This is a genomic window from Enterococcus sp. 3H8_DIV0648 (assembly GCF_002140655.1).
Lineage (GTDB): Bacteria > Bacillota > Bacilli > Lactobacillales > Enterococcaceae > Enterococcus_A > Enterococcus_A hulanensis.
The window spans coordinates 330,671-355,078 of record NZ_NGLG01000002.1; the positions used below are offsets into that span (position 1 = coordinate 330,671).

Consider the following 24,408-nt stretch of genomic DNA (forward strand, 5'->3'; position numbering starts at 1 on the left):
ATGATTGAGGGGATCAAGCCCAATAAACAGGTTCAACATTTGGTGATCGATGAAATGCAGGATTATTCTGTGCTGCAGCTTTCGGTGATTGATCGTTTGTTTCCTTGTCAAAAAACGATTTGCGGGGATGTTCATCAGATGCTTGTTTCCAGTGACGACGATTTTCTTGGTGAGCTTCAGGCGGCACTTTCCAAGACGCGCTTGCTGAAATTCGTTACCAGCTATCGCTCAAGCTTTGAAATCATGGAATTTGCCAAACGCTTTATTGACGACGGCGAGGAAATCCAACCGGTGGAGCGTCATGGAAAAGAAGTCGAGGTGCACGCCTACAATAGAGAATATTTAGCTAAAAAAATCAGGGATTTCAAAGCAAGCGACCATAAATCTTGTGGTATAATTTGTCAGAATTGGCAGGAAGCAGCGAAGATCGAAGCTGCTTTTCCAGAGGAGCAGCTGGTTCGTTTTGAAAAGGACACGAAGAAAATTGCGGAAGGCATCATTTTAACCACGCTGCAATTTGCCAAAGGCTTAGAGTTCGATCAGGTGATCTTGCCGGATATTCGTTCTCGCCAGCTGAAGGAAAAAAGCAACTGCCTGTATACCAGCTGCTCCAGAGCCTTGCATGAACTGACACTTTTAGTTAAAGATTGAGGAAATCAAGATGAAAACTTATCGTACAGCCGAGGTAGCAAATATTGTCGGACTACATCCGAATACGATCCGTCGTTACGAGGAGTGGGAGCTGATCCCCATTCCTCCTAGGGCGGAAAACGGCTACCGTGTTTTTACGGATTATCATATCGAGACGATCAAAATCGCTCAAGTCGCCTTTCAAATCGAGGTGCTGCAATCGGGGCTGAGGCTGACAATGGTGGAGATGGTCAAGGCAGTGGCACGCTATGATTTTGAAGAAGCGCAGTCTTTGCTTGATCGTTATCTGGAATTAGTCGATCAGGAAATCGCCGATGCCCATGACGTAATCAACGTAGCAGAAGAGCTGCTTGCTGGCAAAACGGAAGACGAACCGCTTTTACTTACCAGAAGTGAGGCTGCCGAGTATTTAGGTGTGACCTCAGAAGCGTTGCGAAATTGGGAGCGAAACGGGCTGCTTACGATTAAAAGAAGCAAAAATAATTATCGAACCTATGATAATGAAGATATCAAACGCCTAAAGATTATTCGTACTTTGAGATCTGCGAAATATTCCTTGGCGGCGATTTTGCGCATGCTGAATGCGATCGATCAGGAAAAGCAGGATACGATCAAAACACTGCTTAATCCCACCGATCCAGATGACAGCATCATCACGGCCTGCGATAATTTGATCGATTCGCTGGAAAAGGCCAAAAGCAATGCGCGGGAATTGAAAACACAAGTGGTGGAAATGCAGGAACGTTTTTTCAATTAGAATCATTAAAAAAGCGTTTGCAACTTTTGATTACGTAGTGTTATAATTCTTGTGGAATGAAATATAAATGGATAGTGATTGCTTAGAGCAAGCTAAACCTGTTGATAAATCGAGCGTGAGGAGCGCTTTATTTGTCGACAGGTTTTTGACGTTTTTAGGAGCAATCACCCAAAATTTGAATGAAGTGAGGAAAAACAAATGGCATTTTCAAAGGATTTTTTATGGGGCGGCGCAACAGCAGCCAATCAATGTGAAGGGGCTTGGGACGTAGACGGCAAAGGGGAAAGTATTCCTGATCATATGCGTGCCGGCGGATTGCACAAACATCGGGTGATGACGCCGACGATCGAACCAGACGGCTATTATCCTAATCACGATGGGATCGATTTTTATCATCGCTATCAAGAAGACATCGCGTTATTTGCGGAAATGGGCTTTAAAGTTTTCCGTTTGAGTATCGCTTGGTCACGGATTTTTCCTAAAGGTGATGAGACGGAACCAAACGAAGCGGGCTTAGCTTTTTACGACAAAGTTTTTGATGAATGCAAAAAATATGGGATCGAACCGTTAGTGACGATCAGTCATTTTGAATTGCCTTATGCGTTGGCTGAAAACTATGGCGGTTTCGCAAATCGCAAGACGATCGACTTTTTCGTAAACTATGCGACGACCTTATTCGAGCGTTACAAAGATAAAGTGAAATACTGGCTGACCTTTAACGAGATCAACTTCGGCACGTTGCCTTTGGGGGGCAGAAATTTATTAGGGATCTTGGATGAAGAGGACGATGAAGCACGGCGTTTCCAAGCTTTGCACCACATGTTTATCGCCAGTGCCAAGGCAGTAAAAATCGGTCATCAGATCAATCCGGATTTTCAAATTGGCTGTATGCTGGCCTACATGACCATGTACCCGCTGACCTGTAAACCGGAAGACGTTTTGGCTAATCAAGAGCTGGTGAAAAAGCTGAATTGGTTCTGCGGCGATGTCCAAGTAAAGGGTAAATATCCTTATTATATGAAGAATTATTTTGCGAAGCATAATATCCAGCTGGAATTTACAGCAGGCGATGAAGAAATTCTAAAAGAGGGCACCGTTGATTACTATACCTTCTCGTATTACATGACCAGCTGTGTGACGGCGGATCTTGATGAAAACGGCGATCGCGTCGGCGGGAATTTGTTTGGTGGCGTGAAAAATAATTACTTAGAAACGAGTGAATGGGGCTGGCAGATCGATCCGGTCGGACTGCATTTCACCTTGAATGAATTATACGATCGCTATGAAATTCCGTTGATGATCGTGGAAAATGGTTTGGGTGCGGTCGATCAGGTTGAGGCCGATGGTTCAATCCATGATGATTATCGCATCGATTATGTTCGTCGGCATATCGAGGAAATGGGTAAAGCGGTGGAAGACGGCGTTGATCTGATTGGTTACACGCCTTGGGGCTGTATCGATTTGGTTTCCGGCGGAACAGGTGAAATGTCGAAACGCTACGGCTTCATTTATGTGGATAAAGATGATGAAGGAAATGGAAGTTTTGATCGCAGCCGCAAAGACAGCTTCTATTGGTATAAAAAAGTGATTGCGACTAATGGGGAAGATTTAGCATAGGCTTCAATCAAGAGGATTTTTGGCTTTGTTAAAAGTGGTTCAAAATATTTTTTCTGATGGATAGTGATTGCTTTGCTGCAAGCTAAACCTGATGATGAGCACGTTTATTTGTCGTGCCGTCATTGGGTTTTTTATTTTGGAAAGGGGGAAACAGAGGATTCCATCAGAAAAAATAGTTGAAATTTAAGTCATTGATTAAGGAGAGAAAACGAAATGCACAAGAAATTCAAAGCAATTTTTAGTATGTTGTTGGTAACTTTATTGATTTTTGCCGGTTGCAGTACCGGAGGGGCAAATACGAATGAGTCAAAAGAGAACGCGGATAAAAATAGTGAGGTAGTCTTCTATGTAACGCGCCATGGAAAAACGATGTTCAATACGGTTCATCGAGCGCAAGGGTGGTCGGATACGCCGTTAACAGATGATGGTGTGAAGGTTGCGGAGCAATTAGGTAAAGGATTGAAGAAGGAGCAGATCAGCTTTACTTCTGCCTATTCAAGTGATGCTGGACGGGCTCGCGAGACTGCGCGGCTGGCGCTTAAAAACAATGGACAGTCAGACGTAGCCGTGAAGAAAAGTAAAAACTTGCGGGAGGTTTGTTTTGGTTCCTATGAGGGCGAACACGATGAAGTCATGTGGGGCGATGCCGGAAAAGAGCTGGGCTATGATTCCTACGAGGAGTATATGAAGGCTATCGGCTCTGGCGAATCCTCTGTTCCGGAAATGCTGGGGGCGTTAAAGAAAATCGATAAGTCCGGCATGTCTGAGGAGTGGGACACCGTCAAAGAACGGATGCAAAAGGAATTGAAGTCGATCGCAGAGGAAACAGCTAAAGAAGGCGGCGGCAATGTTCTCGTGGTTGCACACGGCATGTCGATCCTATCAATGATTTCCGACATGACAGATGAAACACCGGAGGGCGGACAGTTGGCCAATGCCAGTGTTACTAAAATCACCTACAAGAACGGCAAGTTCAAAGTGAATGAAGTTGGAAATATGGCTTACGTTGAAAGTGGGGCTAGTAAAGAATAAGAAGGAAGTCCTTGTGACTTGCCTGTCAAGTTATGCAAGAAAATGAATGTATTCTTTAAGACACATCGTTGAGCCGATGTGTCTTTTTTTTAACTAGCAACTTGAAAAAAAGGGACTTTATAGCGTTAAACAAGTTATCCAATCTCTTTGCTAGAAAATCTCCCTCCAACCAATTTTCAAGAACCATTGATTTAGCTTTATAGTCACTAAGACATTCACGACGACTATAAAGCTTTCGAGCAGCAACGATGATAAACATCAGACTTCGGCACTATGAATCTTGGAAATTGGTAAAGCTAAGTTCTGCTGCGAGTAAACAAGTTCTTCTCGTGAGATCAAGATTCAAAGTTGAGGCAATCCATTAGAGTAAAGAAATATTCATATCCTTACATCACTTTTTCTCACTATTTTTGTGATTCCCATAACAAAAGGAACAAGGAATAGGAAGGTCATAAAAAGACAATGGAACAAACTGATCACGTTATTCAGGTAACATATCCATAAATAAATTAGGGAAGTGATTGCGTAAAAATAGTCTTTAAGACTTTTGCTGTCTTTTATAAATCTATCATATTGTAGAAGACACATTGGGGCGACAACACAAATAACAACTGGAATCATCCAAACGCCTTTTACATTGAAGAAAAGAATGCTTGATATTAAAACTGCAGCTATCATCGAAGCGCCAATTATTTTATCTTTTGTCAAAATAAAAACCTCTTTTCTTAAAGCTAAGTCCATTATATTCTTCTTTTCATTCATCATAAAGGGTGTTTAGAAATGGATTGCTTTCTCTTCTAGATTTACTAAGACTAAGAAATCTAACAGCAAAGCTATTTTAGGTGACTTGACAGACGAATCAGAGGGGGTGAGGAGCTCCGAAAATATATGTAATAAAGTCGCGCGCGAAGGTTATCGTCATGTTCAGAGAGACGAATTTAAGACCTTCAAGAAATAAATCGATCTAAATGATTAGAATCTAATAGAAATATTGTTTATAGTTTCGACTTTGATAACACATGGAAAAATATTTGAGGCTGATTCATACTTTGATCAAGCGATGGAAAACATAAAAGATACGAAGTTAGTCTAATTTCACCTGATAATGGAAACAAATATGAAGAGGGAAAGAGAAATTATCACTAAAAAAAAATTCCAAGCTCAACATCCGAGCTTGGAATTTTTAAATTTACACATTCATAGCCGCTTCATAGGCTGCCCAGATGGCATCCATGACATTGGTTGGGTTCTTGGCATCGCCGATCAAGTGGACATTCTCGGCTTGGATCGCTTGATACAACGCATCATCAGGAGTGTAACCAACAGAAACGATGATGTCATCGGCTGGGATTTCATGTGCTTTCGGCATACCTTGAACGCCTAGAGCAAACATGTGCTGAGCGCGATTTGCGACGTTCGGATAGTTCTTGACCGTTTCTGTCACATAGGCGGTGCCGTCAGCGAATTTATCGACCACCGAATTCTTCAAAACAGTGACTTGGTAGTAATCCAACAGCTCCATCATCATGTTGTAATTGGCTGCGGATAAACCAAAGGCGTTCAAAATCGTTTCGCTGGCTTCAACGATCGTCACTTTCTTGCCTTTTTTCGCCAGATCATAAGCAATTTCGCAGCCAGTCAAGCCGCCGCCGACTACTACCACATTTTCGCCTGCGATTTCTTTATAGCGCAGTGCCTCAATGGCGTAAGTCACATGCTCATCTTCAAATCCTGGAGTAGCCAAGCGGCGTTCATTTGCGCCGGTGGCAACGAAGATTTCATCGTAGCCCTTTGTTTGCGCCTCAGTGATTTCGCTGTTCAGCTGAACATTTATTTCCAGATCCTTCATTTGCTTCTTGTACCAAGCCAATAGCTGGCGATCGTCTTCTTTGAAGTCAGGGGTTGCCGCGGCTACAAACACGCCGCCTAGCTGATCGGTTTTCTCAAATAAATCAACCGCATGCCCGCGAATCGCAGCAACACGCGCCGCTTCCATGCCGCCGATCCCGCCGCCAACGACCAAAACATTTTTCTTCGTTTCAGCAGGAGTCAAAGCGTAGCTCTTTTCCCGACCGCAGGCAGGATTGACCGCACAGGAAATGTCCTTGAATTGGAAAATCCGACCCAAACAGCCTTGATGGCAATAAATACATGGCCGAACATCGTCCAAGCGACCTTCCGCAAATTTATTTGGCGCATATGGATCAGCCAACAGCGGCCGTCCCATCCCCATAACATCTATTTTTCCGTCGGCGATCACTTGATCGGCTAAGGCCGGATCATCGAATCTGCCGGCACAAGCTACCGGAATAGAAACAACTTCCTTCACCTTCATCACGTCTTCTAAATTGCAGGCTTTCGGCATATACATTGGCGGATGTGCCCAGAACCAAGAGTCATAGCTGCCGTTGTCGCAGTTCAGCATGTCATAGCCGAATTCCTCTAGCTTTTTCGCAACGATGAAGGATTCTTCATAATCACGGCCTTTTTCCTCGAAGGTCTCACCGGGAAGCGCCCCGCGGTTAAAGTCTTTCACATAGCTTTTGACACTGTAGCGCATAGAAACAGGGAAGTCCTCTCCGCAGGCTGCTTTGATGGCTTCAACGATTTCTTTGATGATTCGCAGACGATTATCTAGTGAGCCGCCGTATTCATCAGTCCGTCGGTTAAAGAAGGAGATGGCAAATTGATCCAGCAAATAGCCTTCGTGAACCGCGTGGATTTCAACGCCGTCGCCGCCAGCTTCTTGCACCAGTTTGGCGCCTTTGGCAAAGTTTTCGACATATTCTTTGATCTCCTCTTTGGACATACCGCGATCGGTTTTCGTCGGGTCCCAAACGTTTTGGATCGGAGCGGGAGCGGGGCAGATACCGACTAGACCATGATTCGCCCGCCCAGTCAACGCAGTCAATTGAACGAATACTTTTCCGCCAGCATCATGAACGCCATCCATCAAATACTTCATCTCTCTGACATAGCCCTCTGGATTGCTTAAAATACAAAAGCCCATATTTGCCACCACCGGCATCAAACCGGTAATGATCAGGCCGGTGCCGCCTTTAGCTCTTTCAATGTAGTAGTCGGCGCCTTCTTTAGTGTAGGCAACAGTCTCGGTACTCAGTAAACGGGGCGAGAACACACCCATCGGCATCATCGCGATCCGATTGGGAATTTCAACAGAACCAACTTTTAGCGGGGAAAACAAATGCTTAAAATTTGCGGACATAGAACAATTCCTCCTTCATTAAATGTAGTTGTGAAAAGTTGAACAAATAGTATAATTTAAGTATAGAATATCTGATGAAGAACGCTATGATTTTGGCGCCCGAGGAATATAACTATTACGCGAGGGGAGCGGAAAAAAGCAGATGACAGAAAGAGGAATTCATTGCACGCGATTTTCTAAATCACAGGATTATTCAAACGGCTTGTCTCAGTTGAATTATCGCTACACGATCAATAGTCCCCAAGAAACCCTGTCTGTTTCCAGAATTTATCAATTGGACCGCATTGTCTTGACCCACAGTATCGTCGATCGTTCCCAAGGGATTTTCACCCGCTGCACCGAAGAGCAAAAAGGCTACTTAGGCTTTCGCTTTATCAGAAATGGCTTTGAACGGCACACAGATGGCACAAACACGAGTATTTTAAAGGATTACACGATTGGGATTTTCGATTTGCGGGCAACCAGCAAATACCAACGGGAAAAAAAGACGGAAGGGATCAATCTCTTTATTCAGCAGGATTGCCAAACAGAAAAGCTGCTGCCTGATTCAATGACCAGCCGGATCATCGACGCTGAAAAGGGGATGGGCCGAGTTTTATTAGAAATGATCTTTCAGATCACTGAACAATTTTCCGCTTGCTCAGAAGAGGAAAACCGCTTGCTGTTAAAGCATTTCATCCAGCTCTTTTGCGAGTGGCTTTCCGAGACTGCACCTTTTTTAGAACGCAAAAATTACAATGAGCTGCTAGTAATCGCGACCGATTTCATGCGGAGGAACTTGCAGGACGATCGTCTGACGATCGAACAAACCGCCGACTATTGCCAGACCTCGATCCGCACGCTGCAAAAAGTTTTTCAAGTCGCTGATTTTTCCTTTAGCCAGTATTTAAACGACCTGCGCTTAACGACGGCCGCGATCCGTTTGTATCAGACTAATGATTCGATCACAGCAATCGCCTTTCAATGCGGCTTCAACAATTCCGCTTATTTCAGCAAACGATTCAAAGAAAAATATCACCTCTCACCGAACCAATATCGCAAGAAAATGCAGAGGATGCCCAAAGCCGCCGACTTGGCAGACTGCCCCTTGTCAGCGAAACTTATTAATTAGATAAAAAAGGAGAGACCTGCCAATCAAATCATGGCAGGTTTCTCCTTTTTAACTCAAGTCGCTCTTTTAATGAAGCAATATTCATCAAAGGGGACACTGGAGCTGTGATGAAATTCGACCAACTCAAAGCCGAAGTGCTGATAAATCGGTACATTTGCCTCATTCATTGTTTCAAGAACAATATCCATGTTCTTTTTTTGGCAATCCGCCATAATCGGCGTCAGCATCTCACGCAAGAGTCCGGTCCCTTTAGCCTCTTTCGCCACGGCGATCTGGGAGATATAATAGCTGTTTTTTGAATATTTCTTATGCCATGGGAGCGAGTAATGGATTTCTCCGATCTGCTTATTTTTCCGCATAAACTGCTTTTGCTCCTTTTTCGGGATCGTCCTGATGATTTTCCGAACTGGAAAGGAGCAGATAATTTGCCGCATCAAGGTAAAATCCTTTGAGGGAATTCCGCTGATGAGCCCCGCAAGCGGTTCGCCGTATAAACGAATTTCCCCATATTTTATCAACAGCGGCAGCTCTGCGATAATGAGCTTTTTGAGAAATGCTTCTTGATCCTCCATACCTTCCGTTAAAAAAGTAAAATATTCAAGCTTTGAAAAGCGCTCGTAAATAAAATCAGTCATAGCTGGTAAGTCATCGATTGTCGCCAGTCTCATGTGTGTCCTCCTAAAATTCAACTTGTTCATTCAGTATAGATAACTTACACTGAAATAAAGCGGAAATTCTACTATAGTGGAATTTGAAGGAGGAAAAACGATGGAGGGGAAAATTTTTCGGGAGCTGCGCAAGGAACGCGGGCTAAGCTTGCAGAACCTAGCCGATGAGATCAATAGTCGATCCTTTATCAGTAAGTTTGAAAAGGGTGATTCGAAGATCAGCTTTCATCGGTTGGAGCATTTATTGGAGCGGCTCAATGTTTCAATGGAAGAGTTTCTTTATTTGCGAGCAAAGGCTCGCGGTGATGAGCCTTATGAATATCTTTCTGATCGTCCTTTTTACATGACCGGTCAATTTACCTATTATTTGAATCAAATTTTCAAATACAATAGAAAGACGAATGAGTCGCGGGATTTTGCCAGAGGAATCCAACAAATGGATGCACTGAAAAAGAACTTCAATCACCAAACGCAGGGCGATGAGTTCTTGTTTCTTTTATGTCAATTGCTAAGTTTAAATTATCAGTTGAATGATGATCGGGATCAGGGAAAGACCGCAGCGATTGACGAATTATTCGCGGAGCTTCATCAACTGTCAAAGCCGGTTGTAAACCATCTCTATAATGTAGAAAATTGGGGCGTCTTCGAAGTGCAGATCTTCCGCTTTTTTCAATTCAGCTTTCCAGTCGAAACGGTCCATCAGTTGTTACGAACAGCTGTTTCTCGAACACAGAAGGAAGCAGGCATTCAAATTATGCAGCAAATGAAGTTTGAATTATTATTCGGGTCCTGTTCGACGTTCATAAACTTTCGGAAATTGACATGGGCAAAAGAAGCGCTGGCAGAAGCCGAGACATTGCTTTATGATCAGGGTGATTTATTAAATAATACGAAGCTGCTTTTTTATCAAGGGTGGGTAAAAATCATTTCCGGTTCACTTGAAACAGGAAAACAAAACTGCGAACAGGCGATCTCAATTTTTCGCATCCTAAAGCAGCCTGGATCTCAACAGGCCTGCGAAGAGATGCTGCGGGGAATTCTGATCAATCAAGAAAATCCCAATAATTGGTTCGTTTTTTCATAGGAATGGTTAAGCGATCATCTTTAAAGACGACAGAGACTAGCTGATGAATAATTGGCTGGTCTTTTTTATATTAAAAGAATTGGATCAATTGCCTCTCGTTACCTTTTCTACAAGCGCTTTCTTTGCCATAATCCCATCCATCTTGCATAATAGACGAAAACTTAAAGGAGTGAGCAAGATGGCAACGATGGTATTTGTTAATTACCCGGTAAAAGATGTAGCGGCCTCCACCAAATTTTATGAAGCACTTGGTTTCAAGAAGAATGAAGATTTCTCCAACGAACAGTCCAGCTCCATGATGTGGGATGATCATTTTTGGATCATGCTGCTGAATCATGATTTTTATAGTCAATTTCTAAAGGATAAAAAAATTACTGACACAAAAGGACAAAGTGGAACACTTACCGCATTTTCGGTTGAAAGTCCCGATAAAGTGAAACAAATTGCGGAAGCAGCGAGGGCTAATGGCGGAGATTATTTTTCAGTAGACATGGGTATTGAAGAAGATCAGATGTATAGCTTGGAAGTAACGGATCTGGACGGCAATCAGTTTGAACCGGTTTGGATGGCGGAAATCTAAGCAAAAATCACGGAGCAATCCGTGATTTTTTTTGCCTAAAAGGTTTCTAATGAATTATTGAGGGATCTTCGAGCGTTAAAATACCATTTTTCTCATTTTTTTACTATTCTTAATAAATAATAGAAGAGAGAAAATGCAAAGAATCTCTAGGGATGGGATGAAGAAATGCTTACAACAAAAAAAGATTTTTTTGAGGAGCTGTTTGATCGCGGGACGTTTCATCAACGCCGGATGGTTTTATTGCTCAATGATCGAAATGGCCGGTGGGTCACTCGCGAATGGCTGAGTGAGAAGCTGGGATTGAGTAAAAGAATGACTTTAAGTGTCATCAGCAGTCTGGCTGAAAAAATCGCTGATCTGCCCTCAGAAAAGTTTTCTTTTCAGCAATCTAAAGGCAAAGGTGTTCGGCTAGTTGTCGCTTTAGATGCGGATGTTTACTACCTCGTAACGGAGATCGTGCGAAACTGTTCGACGGTGGTTCTGTTAAGGGCGTTAATTGTCGGGGAATTTGACAGTGTCCGAAACTATGCCATGCAGCACTTCATCAGCGAATCCACGGTTCGACGAGATCTAACTAAGGTCCAAAAGCTGCTGGCGCGCTATCAGCTCGAGGTAGAAAGAGAAAATTTCCAATTGCAGGGAGAAGAGTATCAGATTCGGATGTTTATGGTGATTTTTTTCTGGAGTATCTATCGCGGAAGCAGCTGGCCGTTTAGCTATGTGGACGAACAACTAATCGATGAATATGTCGAGGAAGTGTTGAATAGTGAATTTACCGTGTATCCCAATATCCCTTATACGTACAAAAAGCAGTTGGCTTATATTTTTGCGGAGACGATTATTCGAACAAGAAAGGGCAATATTTTAAAGATGCCCGCTGAACTGGAAAATCAAATAACCGCGAATGCGTTGTATCCGGGATTCGAACGAATCATGAGTCGGCATCAAGGAACGCTCAATACAAAGCAAGCGGAGATTCCCTTTTTCTTCTTAGTTTGGGTGTCGATGTCTAAAACCATTGAAGTGTTTAAAGAAGCGATCGTGGATGATTTATTCCAGCAGCAGCAGAATCAGGAGACCGAGATTTTTAAGGCAACAGAATTAATGCTTGCTCGTTTTCAAGACGAGTTCTTTCCTATTAGAAATGAAGATTATTTGCGTTTTCGCAATTATATTTTAAGCAGTCATTTCTTTGCGATGTACTTTAAAGGCTTCAACACGGATATGACAGGGAATACCTATCACTCGATCTTTGCTGAACGCTACCCGCAATTGATCGAAAAGACTGATTGCTTTGTGGAAGAATTGTATGCGGAATCTAAAAACCCCATTTTCTTGGAAAAAGATTTCCTATTGATCCCATATCTAAAGAATATTTTATTTTTTGATGCTCCATGCAAGTATGAGGTTCCGATGACGATGTTAGTTGAAAGCGATATGCCCAGCCTGATGACCAAAAGCTTCATTCGGCAATTACGCGGCTATTTCAGCTATTTATATAATGTGACGATCACTGATATTTTTGAGACGAATAATCAGCATGCGGATGTCTTATTAACTACCGGGATCTTGAAGGATTTGAAAAAGGCCTACTCTGAGGCGCAGGTGGTAGTTGTCAGTAAAAAATTATCAATGACAGATTTAGCACGAATCAATCAGGTACTAGAAGAAATATCAGCAGAAAAACGAAAAAGCTAGTTTTTTGCTTTTCAAAAAACGTTCCAGAACGGCGCACTTTTTGAAAATTACACCAAAAAAAATTTGGTATAACTGAAACTAGTTGAAAAAAATGACGTATGAGGTGTGAAAATGTTAAACAAAAAAGTCTTCGAAAAGCTCATCTACAGCTTTATGACTGCGTTGATCCTGATTAATTCGCTGACACCGTTAACTGCTTTGGCAGAAACGAGAAATCAGCCTGCCTTGAAGCTTGAAAAAATCAGTAAAGGACAAACGGACGATCAATTAGATGTCGCGATTGTGACTGAAGGGGATCAAGGAAGCGAGAAAATCACTGCTTCTCAGCCTGTGATTCAGCAAGCTGTTTTGGAACAAGCTGGAAAGTCGCTTCCGCTCACAGTCGAGAGCGAGCAAACGATCGTTGTACCTATTTCGGCAACTGGAAGTGGAATCCTTCATTTAACAGTAAAAGATCCAAACGGACTGACGACATTAGAGCTGCATCACCAGCAGCAAAAGCTTTCCTATGAATTTGAGCAAAAACCGGAGCAGACTTCGGGTAAAACCATCGAAAGCACTGAAGCCAGCAGCGCAGAAAAAACGGCAGCCACTAGTTCGCTAAAAGAAGAAACAGCAAGTTCAGAAGCTGCAAACCAGCCGCAAACTTCAGAAACGACGAAAAATGAAGCTGATAAACAGAAGAAAGCGGTCCGCGCAGAAGGTCCAACAGACATTCGCGAGTATTTTCCAAATGGCGACGGCACGATCCTGACCGAATCAAATCTGGTTTATTTGAATGAAAATGGTGATGTGGTTGAACCGCCGGTAACGGCTGAAACAACTGTACGGATTTTCTATTCATGGAGTATCCCAGAGGATGTCCGCCAGCAAATCGAGCCTGGCGATTATTTTGATTTCAAATTGCCGGAAGAATTACGGCCAAAGCAAGTTCAAACCGGTGAACTAAAAAATAGCGATGGAGAAGTTTACGCTAAATATACGATTGATTTAGATGGCAATATTCGGTTTGAGTTTACTGAAGAGGTGAAGAATCAAAGCGACATCAATGGAAACTTTTTCTTTGATACAGAATTTAAAAAGGAGCACATTGACGGACCGGGAGATATCACGATTCATTATCCTGTCGAAGACGACCTACCGCCAGTAGATATTGAAATTCGCCCCAATACCAATCAATCGATCGACAAGGAGGGTCATTTCGATCGTACCCCAAATCCAAGCAGTGTAGAGTGGACCGTAGACTTTAATCAATCAATGAATCATTTAGACGAACCGACGATCACAGAAAAATGGCCGGATGGAATTGAGTACAAATCGGTCAAAGTCATGGAACTGGTCATGAATCTAGATGGTACGGTCAAAGAGGTTGGGCGCGAGCTTAATCCAGACGAATACACAGTGGATGCAAATGGCAACGTAACAATTTTGGGAGAAACCAATAGCGCCTATCGGTTAGTCTATCAAACAGACATTAGTGATTCTGCGAAGCCAGATGAAGGCGGAAAGGTCAGCTTTACCAACAACGCGCAGCTGACAGATAAAAATAATGACGACGGGATCGATGCGAAGGCCACGGTCACCACTAATTTTGGCAAACCAGTTGAAAAAGACATGGTGGGCTACGATCCCAACAAACAGGAATTTGAGTGGGCGATCAAGTATAACTATAATGAAAAGAAAATTTCGAAAGACGATGCGATCATCACGGACACGATCAGCAAGAATATGGATCTCGTGGATGGCTCGATAAAGCTTTATCCGATTACCTTTGATGAAAACGGAAAAGAAGTTAAAGGCGAACCGCTGTCTGAGGGAACGGATTATGTGTTAGAACCAAATCCCGATGGTGAAGGCTTTGTTATCAAATTTTTACACGACGTCGATGGAGCGGTAAAAGTCGAATACAAGACGGCAGTCAATGGAATCGTCACTGATCCGACACAAGTCACGAACAATGTGACGACTGGTACTGGAAATACCGATGGCGATAAAGGGACGGCTCAGCAGCAAAATGTCATCAAAGACATTACCGATATTAATTATGCGGATAAAAAGGTCGGCTGGAAGATCAGCGTCAATAAAAACCGCTACCACATGGAAAATCTAATATTAACCGATACCTATACACCAATCCCTGGGTTATCCATGGCGATCAATGAAGATTTGACACCGGATTTTGAGATTCGCGATGTTACTAAGAATCAAGTGTTGGTACCTGGTCAGGATTATACGCTGGAATTGTTGACGAATAGCTCCGGTACGAATGAGATCGGCTTTAAAGTCGTTTTCAAAGATGATTATAATCCGACTGATTCAGAGCTGGAAATTAACTACCATACGAATTTTGATGTCAGTCTGTTAGATCCTGTAAATCCCAACATGGACCGCTTCAAGAATAATATGCAGGCTGACTGGGAAGATGAGCACGGCGGCAAGCATACATCTGATGACGATAAGGATTTTAAACCAGAGGACCCCTTCCAATTAAATGCTCAAAAGAACGGTATCTATAATGCTCAGACGAAACGAATTAAATGGACGATCGCGGTCAATCACAGCCGTAACATTTTAAATAATGCTCAATTATTAGACCAAATAAAAGAAAATCAAGACTATGTTGCAGGGTCAGTCAAGGTCTATGAAGCAGAAGTCAGTAAAGACGGAACCGTGGTTAAGAAAGAGCCAGAAACAGTGGTTAATGATGAGATGAAACAAATTGAGGAGCCAAGCAGTTCCAATGATCAGACCTTGCAGATTGATTTTCCCGATAATGTAGATAAAACTTATTTGATCGAGTTTGAAACTTCTGTTGAAGGGAAAATCATCGCAGGCTCTAACCAATATACCAATGTCGCTCAATATGAAAATGATGGGGATGAGCGCGATGTGATTGGCGAAGTCGGGATCAAAAATGGCGGACAGTATGCTCAAAAGACTGGTGCACAGGATAGTGAAAATCCCGATTACGTCAATTGGCAAGCAGTCATCAATCCGTCGCAGTCGACTTTAGATCATGTCGTCATTAAAGATGAACCATCAGACAATCAGGTGATTGATCCAGATTCGATCAAATTATATGAAACAATTGTAGCAGAGGATGGAACGATCACCCCAAACTATGACAAGCCGCTGAAGGAAAAAACGGATTATACCATTGACGTGACAACTGATAACGAGACTGGTAAGCAGGTTATGACGATTAATTTAACTAAAAAGATCGATACAGCCTATCAGTTGGAATATCGCAGCTACATCACTTCAACTACTAGCGGGAATAAAGATACCGTTTCAAACAAAATTACAGTCTCAGGCGACAATGAGCAAACAATCTCAGGCGGCGATGACAAAGACGTCACCGTGGAGATCAACCATAGCGGCGGCTCAGCAACCGGTAAAAAAGGGAAATTAGTGATCCAAAAAACTGAAGCGGATGGAAAAACGCCGTTAAGCGGAGCCAAGTTCCAGCTTTGGAATACGACTAAGACCCAGCTTATACGGGAAGGTGAAGTAAACGAGAGTGGTCAAATCATTTTCGGCAACCTGCCCTATGGCGAATACCTGCTGATTGAAACGGCTGCACCAAAAGGCTTTACGATTTCAGATGATTTGGTCGATGGCCGCCGTATCACAGTGGATGATAAAACATCGGCAGAAAACGCGGCAGCTTTAACGATTCCAAATGAGCGCAATAAGGTCATTTTGCAAAAGACCGATGAAAACGGCGATCCGATCAAGTTTGGCGGCGATATCCAAACCGGGGCACGATTCAAGCTGGAACATTTCAGCAATTTAATGCCGAATCATTCACTTTGGGAACCTGTGGAATTAAATCCGGATCGATTAAATAGTGATGGGCTTTTAGTAATTGATAGCTTGCCATTAGGTATCTATCGCATTACAGAGATTGAGGCACCGAACGGATACGTTTTAAATAATGACCCAATCCGATTTGTAGTTTATCGCAACAGTGATCACCAAATACCGACGATTCATCTGGATTACAAAAATTATCAAGGCTCTGCTGAACTTACCAAAAAAGACAGCGAGGGCAATCCGCTGGCTGGAGCCGAGTTCGATGTGATCGACAGCACCGGTAAAAAAGTGAATCAGCAGCCATTAGTCTCACAGGCAGACGGAAAAGTGACTGTGACGGGATTAGCACCTGGCGATTACAAGTTTGTCGAAACCAAAGCACCAAATGGCTATGTCATCAACACCACAGAAGTACCTTTCACGATCGAGGATACTTCCCATGACAAACCTGAAACAGTGACGACTCAACCAGATGGCTCAGCACTAGAATTAACCAACTATAAAGGTTCTGTAGAATTTGTGAAGAAGGACCAATTGGGCAAGCGATTAGAAGACGCGGAATTTAATCTGCTGGATAGCAACGACAACAAAATCAACCAAGCGCCAATTAAGTCAGACAACGAAGGAAAGGTGCACGTTGATAATTTAGCCCCAGGCAATTACACCCTTGTTGAAACGAAGGCGCCAGAGGATTACTTAATAAACAAAAAGAAAATTCCCTTTACGATAGATGCCTCGCATAAAGGAACAGTATCGACGATCGAATTATCAGACTTTATCAACTACCAAGGCGCATTCCAGATCGTCAAACGCAATACAGATGGCGAAGGCTTGGCAGGTGCCGAGTTTACCCTTTATCAAGAAAATAAAACAACCGTGGTACAAAAAGCCGTCAGTGATAAAAACGGAACAGTCACATTTAATGATCTAGCGCCGGGAACGTATTACTATCAAGAAACCAAAGCCCCGACAGTGGCGGATGGCTCTGATTATGTGATCAATCCAGCGTTAATCAAAGTTGTTATTGATGATCGTGCAAACGGCAAACCAGAGATCGAAGAGTTAGGAGATTTTCAAAATTTCCGCGGGAAAGCACAAATTACAAAAGTTGGTGACGGCGGGTCGATTGCTGGCGCAGAATTTGAACTGTTCCACATTGAAAATGGGGATCAGAAATATGTAAGAACGATCGTGGTACCTGAAGATGGAATTTTAGATATTTCAGGTTTAGGCGCGGGCTACTACATGTTAAGAGAAGTTGAAGCGGCTCCCGGCTATATTGTTAATGAACAACCGATTTACTTTGTCGTAAAAGAAAATGCGGATCAAGATCCTAATGTTGATAATCTTGACTTCAATAATTACGAGTCCGGCGTGGTTGGTCGAAAAGTAAATGAACAGAAGGAAGCCTTGAAAGGGGCAGAGTACCAAGTTTATCGAGCAAACGCTCAGAATCAGCCAGAAGGTGCGCCGCTTACAGTGAAAGATCGTAAGCGCAATGAAATCATTAAAGTCACCACTGACGAAAAAGGCGAGATTTACTTCCAAGGTTTGGAACAAGGGCACTATGTCCTTGTTGAAACCAAAGCACCGGAAGGCTATATCTTGGATACCAAGCCTCATCCCTTTGAAATCACAGGCCAGATAGGCAAACCAGACAAAGTTAGTCTGGGAGACTTCATTAACTATCGTGGTTCTGTTACAGTCACGAAAAAAGGCGAAGATGGCAAAGTGTTGAAAGACGCCGAATTTGAAATTCAGGACGACAAGGGTCAGGTCCAAACAGTCCTAAATTCAGCAGGCAAAGAAACGAAGAAACTTATTTCGGACAAAGACGGCAAAGTTTTTGCTGCTGGATTGGTTCCTGGTGAGTATCAATTAGTCGAAACAAAAGCACCAAAGAATTATTTGTTAAATAAGAAGAAAGTTTCCTTCAATGTTTCGGCGAAAGCATCAGAGAAACCAGAAACAATCGTGTTAGCTGACTTTATCAACTACCAAGGCTCTGTGAAATTACAAAAAGTTTCGCAATCAGATAAAGCTTTGGCTGGTGCGGTCTTCAGCTTGTATCATGCAGACGGCCAGCAGGTTGGTGAGTATACTTCTGATCAAAACGGTCAAATCTCAGTGACGGGACTTTCACCCGGCGACTATTACTTTAAAGAAGCAAAAGCACCGACAGGCTATACCATAAGCAAGGAAAAACGTGAATTTACCATTTCTTCTGCTAAAGAAAATCAACCAACGACAGTCGATGCAGGAAAATTTGTGAATAAGGAAATTCCAAAAACACAACATTCCTCCAAATCAACGCATCGATCCAGCGGGTCAAAACGTTCTTCGGGAACAACAACAGGAAGTTATCCGAAGACGAACGATACTCGTAATCCATGGTTATTGGCAGCAGGGATTGTTGTCATCATCGCAGCTGGAATTCTTTATTTCCGAAGAAGGAACAAATAATTAAGAAAGGACCAAGCACTGTTTTCGCTGCTTGGTCCTTTTAGGTGGTTGCTTCTTGCGTTCACCTCATGGTATGATTTTCGTTGAACTGGAAAACTGGAGCTAGGGTTCCGCTCAAACGAGGACTGCGACCGAGGGCTTCATCTTTTATCAAATGTAAAAGGCACCTATTGATATAAAAAATCCGAGGGGAAAGGTTCAGTGTATTTGTGATGCATTGACTTTTCCTCTTTTTGTCTACCTAGAAAATGTCTTTGCATCCTTTAAAATAAATTTTGGAAGGATGATCTGTATGAAGAAGTTGGCTTTTTTTGATTTAGACGGGACTTTATGTAATGGGGGAAGCCTGCAAGTAGAGCAGGAGGTGGTTGCAGCTTTTAGCAAGCTGAGAGAAAATGAGGTCTTGCCGATTATTGCGACAGGCCGCAGCTATTATGAAGTGCAGGAGCTGTTAGCAGTGCTGCAGACGGAGCATTTCATTTTATCTAATGGTTGCTACGTTCGTTTCGCAGGAAAAACGATCCAAAATGCCAAGTTTTCTCAACCAGAGATCGAGGCCGTTTTAACGATCGCTGAAAATAATCGGCTAACCGCTGGTTTTTTTAACCAACAAGGGTTCGCGATTACCAATTTGTCGGAAATTGTTAAGGAGCATGCAGCTTATATGGGCATCTCAGACGTTCCAGTTTCTGCGAATTTCTATCAAACGAACCCAGTCAATTTTATGAATCTCTATCTGGCTGCTGAACAGGAAGAAAAACTACGTGACGAGTTGAACGCCGTGGCGGATATTGTTCGCTTCGCTCCTTTAGCAATCGATGTGCTGCCGAAAAATGTTTCAAAAGGGACAGCAATCCAAAAACTATTGGATTCGATGGCTGGTACGCAGCTTGAAACCTATGCCTTTGGCGATCAAAATAATGATTTGAGTATGTTTCAATTAGTCGATCACGGGATCGCGATGGCACAGGGCACAGACGAGCTGAAAGCTTCTGCCAGTTATGTGGCACAAACGGAGAATGGGGTCCTAGAAGGGCTAAGGCATTATGGGTTGATTTCTTAGTTTAGGATTAGAAAATAATAAGGCTTTAGGCTGATGTTCTTAGATTAAGATTTCGTTAAGATAAACATATCAATTAAAAGAGAGTGGGTAAAAGTGTGAAAGGGAATAAACAAAATATTACATTTTTAATGTTGGGGCAATTTATTTCAGTGTTTGGCGGGGCAATTTTACGATTTGCTTTGTCGTTGTTTGTATTAGATGTTACAGGAAGAGCAGATATTTTTGCGACAGTATTGGCGATTTCAAGTATTCCGGTACTATTTGCGCCGATCGGCGGTGCGATCGCGGATCGTTTTGATCGGAAAATGTTGATGGTGCTGATGGATGTCGCCAATGCGATTATCGCCGGATTGCTCTTTTTAGTAATCGGAACTTCAGAATCCGTTTTGGCGATCGGCTTTTTGCTTTTCATTTTAGCGATTGTCGGAAGCTTTGATACACCTGTTGTAGGAGCCAGTATTCCTTTGTTGGTAGAGGAAAAGGATTTAGAAAAAATCAATGGCTTATCTAACGGTATTTTACAATTGTCAAATGTAATTGCGCCGATCATTGGCGGGATTTTTTATGGATTAGTTGGTGCAAACATGCTGGTCGGCAGCAGTATTTTCTTCTTCGCAGCAGCGGCGATCATCGAAAGCTTCTTGAAGATTCCATTTGAAAAACGCGAGCAATCACCGGGAACGGTCTTAGAAATTTTAACGGCCGACTTAAAGGATGGCTTTCGAGAAGTAAAGAACAATCAAGTAATTTTTAAGACCATCATTATGGCCGCATCGATCAATTTTGTACTGACTTCATTTTTCATCGTCGGCTTGCCGGTGATTTTGCGAATGACGCTGCAGGTAAATGATACGATGTACGGTGTCGGGATGGCAGTCTTTAGTCTATCAAGTATTATTGGCGCAGTGTTCGCTGGTCCGCTGACTAAAAACTTGAAGTTTAACAATTTTTACCGGACCTTTATGTATTCAGGAATTGCCTTATTGGTCATGAATATTCTTCTGAGCATCACTGGAACCGGCGTTGGCTTTATGATCGTCATTTTGATGGAAATTGTGATCGGGATGATGCTTAGCGCGATCTCTGTTTATATGATCTCGTTGATTCAGCGCATCACTCCTAAAGAAAATTTGGGAAAAATCATGGCAACCGTAATTGCGGTTTGTCAATGCGCGGTTCCCCTTGGTCAATTAATGATGGGTCTATTGTTCAAGCAAACGAACGCTTCGATCTTTATACCGTTATTACTGATCAGCGGGTTAGTACTTGTAATCTCTTTTGTTTGCTTCAAGCTGTTCAAAGAAACAAAGGACAGCGATGTCTACAAAACAGTCAAAGAATAATTAGCAAGCACGCCAGTTATCGAAGCTGGCGTGCTTTTTTGATGCGTATTTTGATAATCAATAATAAATTATCGTTTAACGACAAAAAAAGATTGTTAATCGTTAATATCCATGCTGAACTATTATTGAAAGGGAGGGCATGACGATGAATGTGAGAAGATTTCAAAATCTATGCGGCGCGTTAAATTGGGTTCTAAAATTTATGGCACTAGTTGCAGTTGTTTCTATTTTTGTGAAAATTAGCAGTTATCTAAATGGAACGTTTGAAGTGAGCAGAGATTCTTCATTAGGCTTTGCTTTGATTGGAACCAGCAGTGGTAGTTTAGCGAAGTTTACAAATTCACAGATCGGTCTAGCTCAAATTACTGCTGAGTCATTCGGATTATTCGTTGCGGCAATTTTACTGTTTATCGGTAGTAATGTTTTATTGGATATTTGGCTTGAGAAGACACCCTTTAGCGAAAAGCAGACACGCCGATTGACGATTGTTTCATTCGGAATCATTTTGCTAGCGCTTATTCAAGAACCGCTGTATTCTATCATTCTCTCGTTTGCCTCGCCAAACGCGAACTTTTTCAGCTTTAAAATAGGCGAGATGTTTATTTTTGGACTGCTCATGCTCTGCATGACAGGGATGTTCAAATATGGCATGGCCTTACAAAAATTATCCGATGACACGGTCTAAGGAGTGGACACAATGGGAATTCAAGTTCAATTAGACCTTGAGATGGTAAAGAAAAAGATGAAGCTGAATGATTTGGCTGATGAAGTTGGCATCACGACCGCCAATCTCTCTCGGTTAAAAAATGGCAAGGTCAGCGCGATTCGTTTTTCAACCTTAGAAAAAATTTGCGAAGTCCTTGATTGCCAGCCGGGCGATATTCTGATCTATCAAAAAGAGTGAGCAAGATAAGTTTATGGCTTATCTTGTTTTTTTGCTTCGTTTTTGAAATACTGGATAAAAAGCAAAGGAGTAGGAGATGGATTACGAAAAAGAATGGGTACGGTTGATAGAAAATGGGAGTCTTTGTTTTTTAGGATCAGTCACACAAGATGGGTTTCCAATGATTCGGGCGATGCTGAAGCCGATAAAAGTGGAGGAAAATACGTTTTATCTTCACACGAATACTTCTTCCAATAAAGTAAAGCAATTCTTGGATAATGCTAAAGCCTGTTTGTACTTTTATGATGCGGCCGCATTTACTGGGATCAGCTTGCTGGGGGAGATGCAGGTTTTAACGAAAGAGCCTGAGAAGATTGACTTTTGGCAGGATGATTATCAGATTTATTATGAAAAGGGCGGAGGATTACCGGATTTCACCGTCTTGAAATTCACTTGTGAACATGGGGAGTTTTACCAGAATTTCAACGTTACGACTTTTTAAAATTTCAAATAAAAAGACCATATAAAGATAGTGTAAAGAAATGAGGGCAAGTTTCACACTATCTTTAGGTCTTTTTTTTTATGCTTACAGGGTAAAGGATAGCGTGGCGCTTTTTAGTGGACCGATTTGAAAGGAAGAGAAATGAAATGACGATTATTTTAGGATTGATTGGCCTCTTATTAATGAGCTATCTTTTCTGGTTTTTATTTAAGGGGGAAGAGCTATGAGCAGTGTAATTTATCAAGGATTATTTTTCCTATTTATTTTATTAGGTTTGGCCTTGCCGTTAGGCTGGTACATCAAGGAAATCATGCAGGGGAAAATTCCCAAAGGTGTCCGCTTTTTACGACCGGTCGAGGAGCTGTTTTATAAAGCGATCGGTCCCATCAGCAAAAAAGAAATGTCGGCAAAACGCTATGCGATGAATGTGGTCATGTTAAGTCTTTTTTCTTTTATCTTGCTGGTCGTACTCTTAATGACGCAGCATTTTCTGCCGGGAGGTTCGGCAGTAAAAAATTTATCGCTGCCTTTAGCCATTAATACGGCAGCAAGCTTTGTGACGAACACCAACTGGCAGGCATACGCTGGTGAGACGACCTTATCAAACACATCGCAAATGTTTGGTTTGACCGTTCAAAATTTTGTATCAGCAGGCGTGGGGCTGTCTGTCTTGGTGGCGTTGCTTCGCGGACTTTCACAGGTGAGAAAGAAAGCTTTAGGAAACTTTTGGCAGGATTTGACCCGCAGTTTAGTCTATATCCTGCTTCCGTTAGCAATGATTTTTGCCGTTCTATTGATTTCGCAAGGAACAGTCCAATCCTTCAAAACAGGGGCGGCTTATCAAGGCTTGGAAGGGAAAAGTCTCTGGCTGTATTTGGGACCAGTCGCTAGTCAGGTTGCGATCAAGCAGTTAGGTACCAACGGCGGCGGCTTTTTCGGTGCCAACTCGGCGTATCCTTTCGAAAATCCGACACTGTTTTCTAACTTTTTAGAAAATATTGCGATTCTGCTGATTCCAGCGGCGTTAATCTTTGCCTTTGGTTTTTGGGTCAAGGATTGGAAACAAGGTCGGACTATTATGGTCGTCTCTTTGTTTTTCCTATTACTAGCTTTTATCGGTGTGGCATTCAGCGAATATTATGGACCAGAATTTGCACGAGTGCTTGGCTCCACCAATTTGGAAGGAAAAGAAATCCGTTTCGGTGTCGGCTGGTCAAGCTTATGGTCGGTGGGAACGACGGCAGCCTCGAACGGCTCTGTCAATGCGATGATGGATAGCTTTACTCCGCTTGGCGGTGCGATCCCGCTGTTTTTGATGCAGCTGGGAGAAATCATTTTCGGCGGAGTCGGCAGCGGACTTTATGGGATGCTGGCATTTTTACTGTTGGCAGTCTTTATTGCCGGACTTTTAGTCGGCCGCACACCGGAATACTTAGGGAAGAAAATCGAAGCCTTCGATATCAAAATGGCCAGTCTGGTGATCTTAACACCGTTGATGCTGACGCTTTTTGGAGCGATGGCATTGGTAGTACATCCTGATGTGCTGGCTTGGCTGACGAATAGCAGGCCTCATGCCTTCAGTGAATTGCTGTATGGTGCAACGTCATTAGCGAACAATAATGGTAGTGCTTTTGGCGGCTTATTGGCCGATACGCCATTCCTAAATATTTTAGGCAGCTTAATGATGGTCATTTCCCGCTATTTGCCGATCATCGCGATCCTGTTCTTAGCCGAAAACATGGGAAGTAAAAAGAAGGCGGCTTTAAGCTCGGGGACATTATCGACAGTCAGCCCAACCTTTGTTTCCATGCTGATTATTGTTATTTTGGTGATTGGCGCATTAAGCTTCTTGCCAGCCTTAGCGCTTGGCCCAATCGCTGAATTCTTTACGATGAAATAGATGGAGTGAGTGAA

General features: G+C 42.6%; 18 protein-coding genes. 15 read left to right on the forward strand and 3 right to left on the reverse strand.

The genetic code is table 11. From position 1 onward, the window contains the following. The 4 genes from A5875_RS18040 to A5875_RS18055 form a co-directional block, all read left to right on the forward strand. The coding region (locus A5875_RS18040) for an ATP-binding domain-containing protein (protein WP_088934974.1) at nucleotides 1-651 on the forward strand (651 nt) is incomplete at its 5' end. A 10-nt stretch (nucleotides 652-661) separates the two neighbouring features. Continuing rightward, complete coding sequence (locus A5875_RS18045) at nucleotides 662-1,408, forward strand: MerR family transcriptional regulator (RefSeq protein ID WP_088934975.1); 747 nt, start codon at nucleotides 662-664, stop codon at nucleotides 1,406-1,408. 198 nt (nucleotides 1,409-1,606) lie between these two features. Beyond that, complete coding sequence (locus A5875_RS18050) at nucleotides 1,607-3,025, forward strand: glycoside hydrolase family 1 protein (RefSeq protein WP_088934976.1); 1,419 nt, start codon at nucleotides 1,607-1,609, stop codon at nucleotides 3,023-3,025. Between the two features lie 213 nt (nucleotides 3,026-3,238). Beyond that, nucleotides 3,239-4,057: a histidine phosphatase family protein gene (locus tag A5875_RS18055; protein ID WP_088934977.1), complete on the forward strand. Its 819-nt coding sequence runs from the start codon at nucleotides 3,239-3,241 to the stop codon at nucleotides 4,055-4,057. 378 nt (nucleotides 4,058-4,435) lie between these two features. Here A5875_RS18055 and A5875_RS18065 read toward each other — a convergent pair whose 3' ends face one another. Continuing rightward, nucleotides 4,436-4,798: a hypothetical protein gene (locus A5875_RS18065; RefSeq protein ID WP_141108361.1), complete on the reverse strand. Its 363-nt coding sequence runs from the start codon at nucleotides 4,796-4,798 to the stop codon at nucleotides 4,436-4,438. A 448-nt stretch (nucleotides 4,799-5,246) separates the two neighbouring features. After that, nucleotides 5,247-7,283: an FAD-dependent oxidoreductase gene (locus tag A5875_RS18070; RefSeq protein ID WP_088934980.1), complete on the reverse strand. Its 2,037-nt coding sequence runs from the start codon at nucleotides 7,281-7,283 to the stop codon at nucleotides 5,247-5,249. A gap of 142 nt (nucleotides 7,284-7,425) precedes the next feature. On the opposite strand from A5875_RS18070, the gene A5875_RS18075 reads away from it, so the two are divergent. Beyond that, a complete protein-coding gene (locus A5875_RS18075) occupies nucleotides 7,426-8,394 on the forward strand; it encodes an AraC family transcriptional regulator (RefSeq protein ID WP_088934981.1) in 969 nt (322 codons plus the stop codon). A 53-nt stretch (nucleotides 8,395-8,447) separates the two neighbouring features. Here the strand turns inward: A5875_RS18075 and A5875_RS18080 are convergent, their stop codons facing one another. Then, the gene (locus tag A5875_RS18080; RefSeq protein ID WP_088934982.1) at nucleotides 8,448-9,062 is read right to left on the reverse strand and encodes a GNAT family N-acetyltransferase; all 615 of its coding nucleotides are present in this window, start codon (nucleotides 9,060-9,062) and stop codon (nucleotides 8,448-8,450) included. A 100-nt stretch (nucleotides 9,063-9,162) separates the two neighbouring features. Between A5875_RS18080 and A5875_RS18085 the strand changes: the two genes are divergently transcribed. The 10 genes from A5875_RS18085 (at nucleotide 9,163) to kdpA (ending at nucleotide 24,394) form a co-directional block, all read left to right on the forward strand. Beyond that, entirely contained in the window at nucleotides 9,163-10,146 is a 984-nt protein-coding gene (locus tag A5875_RS18085) for a helix-turn-helix domain-containing protein (protein WP_088934983.1), read from the forward strand. A gap of 178 nt (nucleotides 10,147-10,324) precedes the next feature. Next, nucleotides 10,325-10,726 carry a VOC family protein gene (locus A5875_RS18090; RefSeq protein ID WP_088934984.1) on the forward strand — a complete coding sequence of 134 codons (402 nt, stop codon included), beginning with the start codon at nucleotides 10,325-10,327 and terminating at the stop codon, nucleotides 10,724-10,726. A 165-nt stretch (nucleotides 10,727-10,891) separates the two neighbouring features. Continuing rightward, nucleotides 10,892-12,424 (forward strand): helix-turn-helix domain-containing protein, encoded by a 1,533-nt coding sequence (locus tag A5875_RS18095; RefSeq protein ID WP_088934985.1) that lies wholly within the window; start codon nucleotides 10,892-10,894, stop codon nucleotides 12,422-12,424. A 111-nt stretch (nucleotides 12,425-12,535) separates the two neighbouring features. Then, a complete protein-coding gene (locus A5875_RS18100) occupies nucleotides 12,536-18,703 on the forward strand; it encodes a SpaA isopeptide-forming pilin-related protein (RefSeq protein WP_088934986.1) in 6,168 nt (2,055 codons plus the stop codon). Between the two features lie 292 nt (nucleotides 18,704-18,995). Beyond that, entirely contained in the window at nucleotides 18,996-19,766 is a 771-nt protein-coding gene (locus A5875_RS18105; RefSeq protein WP_088934987.1) for an HAD family hydrolase, read from the forward strand. Between the two features lie 95 nt (nucleotides 19,767-19,861). After that, on the forward strand, nucleotides 19,862-21,109 hold the full coding sequence (locus A5875_RS18110) for an MFS transporter (protein ID WP_088934988.1): 1,248 nt from the start codon (nucleotides 19,862-19,864) through the stop codon (nucleotides 21,107-21,109). Nucleotides 21,110-21,254: 145 nt separating this feature from the next. Then, complete coding sequence (locus A5875_RS18115) at nucleotides 21,255-21,794, forward strand: hypothetical protein (protein WP_088934989.1); 540 nt, start codon at nucleotides 21,255-21,257, stop codon at nucleotides 21,792-21,794. A 12-nt stretch (nucleotides 21,795-21,806) separates the two neighbouring features. Continuing rightward, nucleotides 21,807-22,013 (forward strand): helix-turn-helix domain-containing protein, encoded by a 207-nt coding sequence (locus A5875_RS18120; RefSeq protein WP_088934990.1) that lies wholly within the window; start codon nucleotides 21,807-21,809, stop codon nucleotides 22,011-22,013. 76 nt (nucleotides 22,014-22,089) lie between these two features. Continuing rightward, nucleotides 22,090-22,494: a pyridoxamine 5'-phosphate oxidase family protein gene (locus A5875_RS18125; RefSeq protein WP_088934991.1), complete on the forward strand. Its 405-nt coding sequence runs from the start codon at nucleotides 22,090-22,092 to the stop codon at nucleotides 22,492-22,494. A gap of 223 nt (nucleotides 22,495-22,717) precedes the next feature. Next, complete coding sequence (gene kdpA / locus A5875_RS18130; protein WP_088934992.1) at nucleotides 22,718-24,394, forward strand: potassium-transporting ATPase subunit KdpA; 1,677 nt, start codon at nucleotides 22,718-22,720, stop codon at nucleotides 24,392-24,394. Nucleotides 24,395-24,408: the final 14 nt, after the last annotated feature.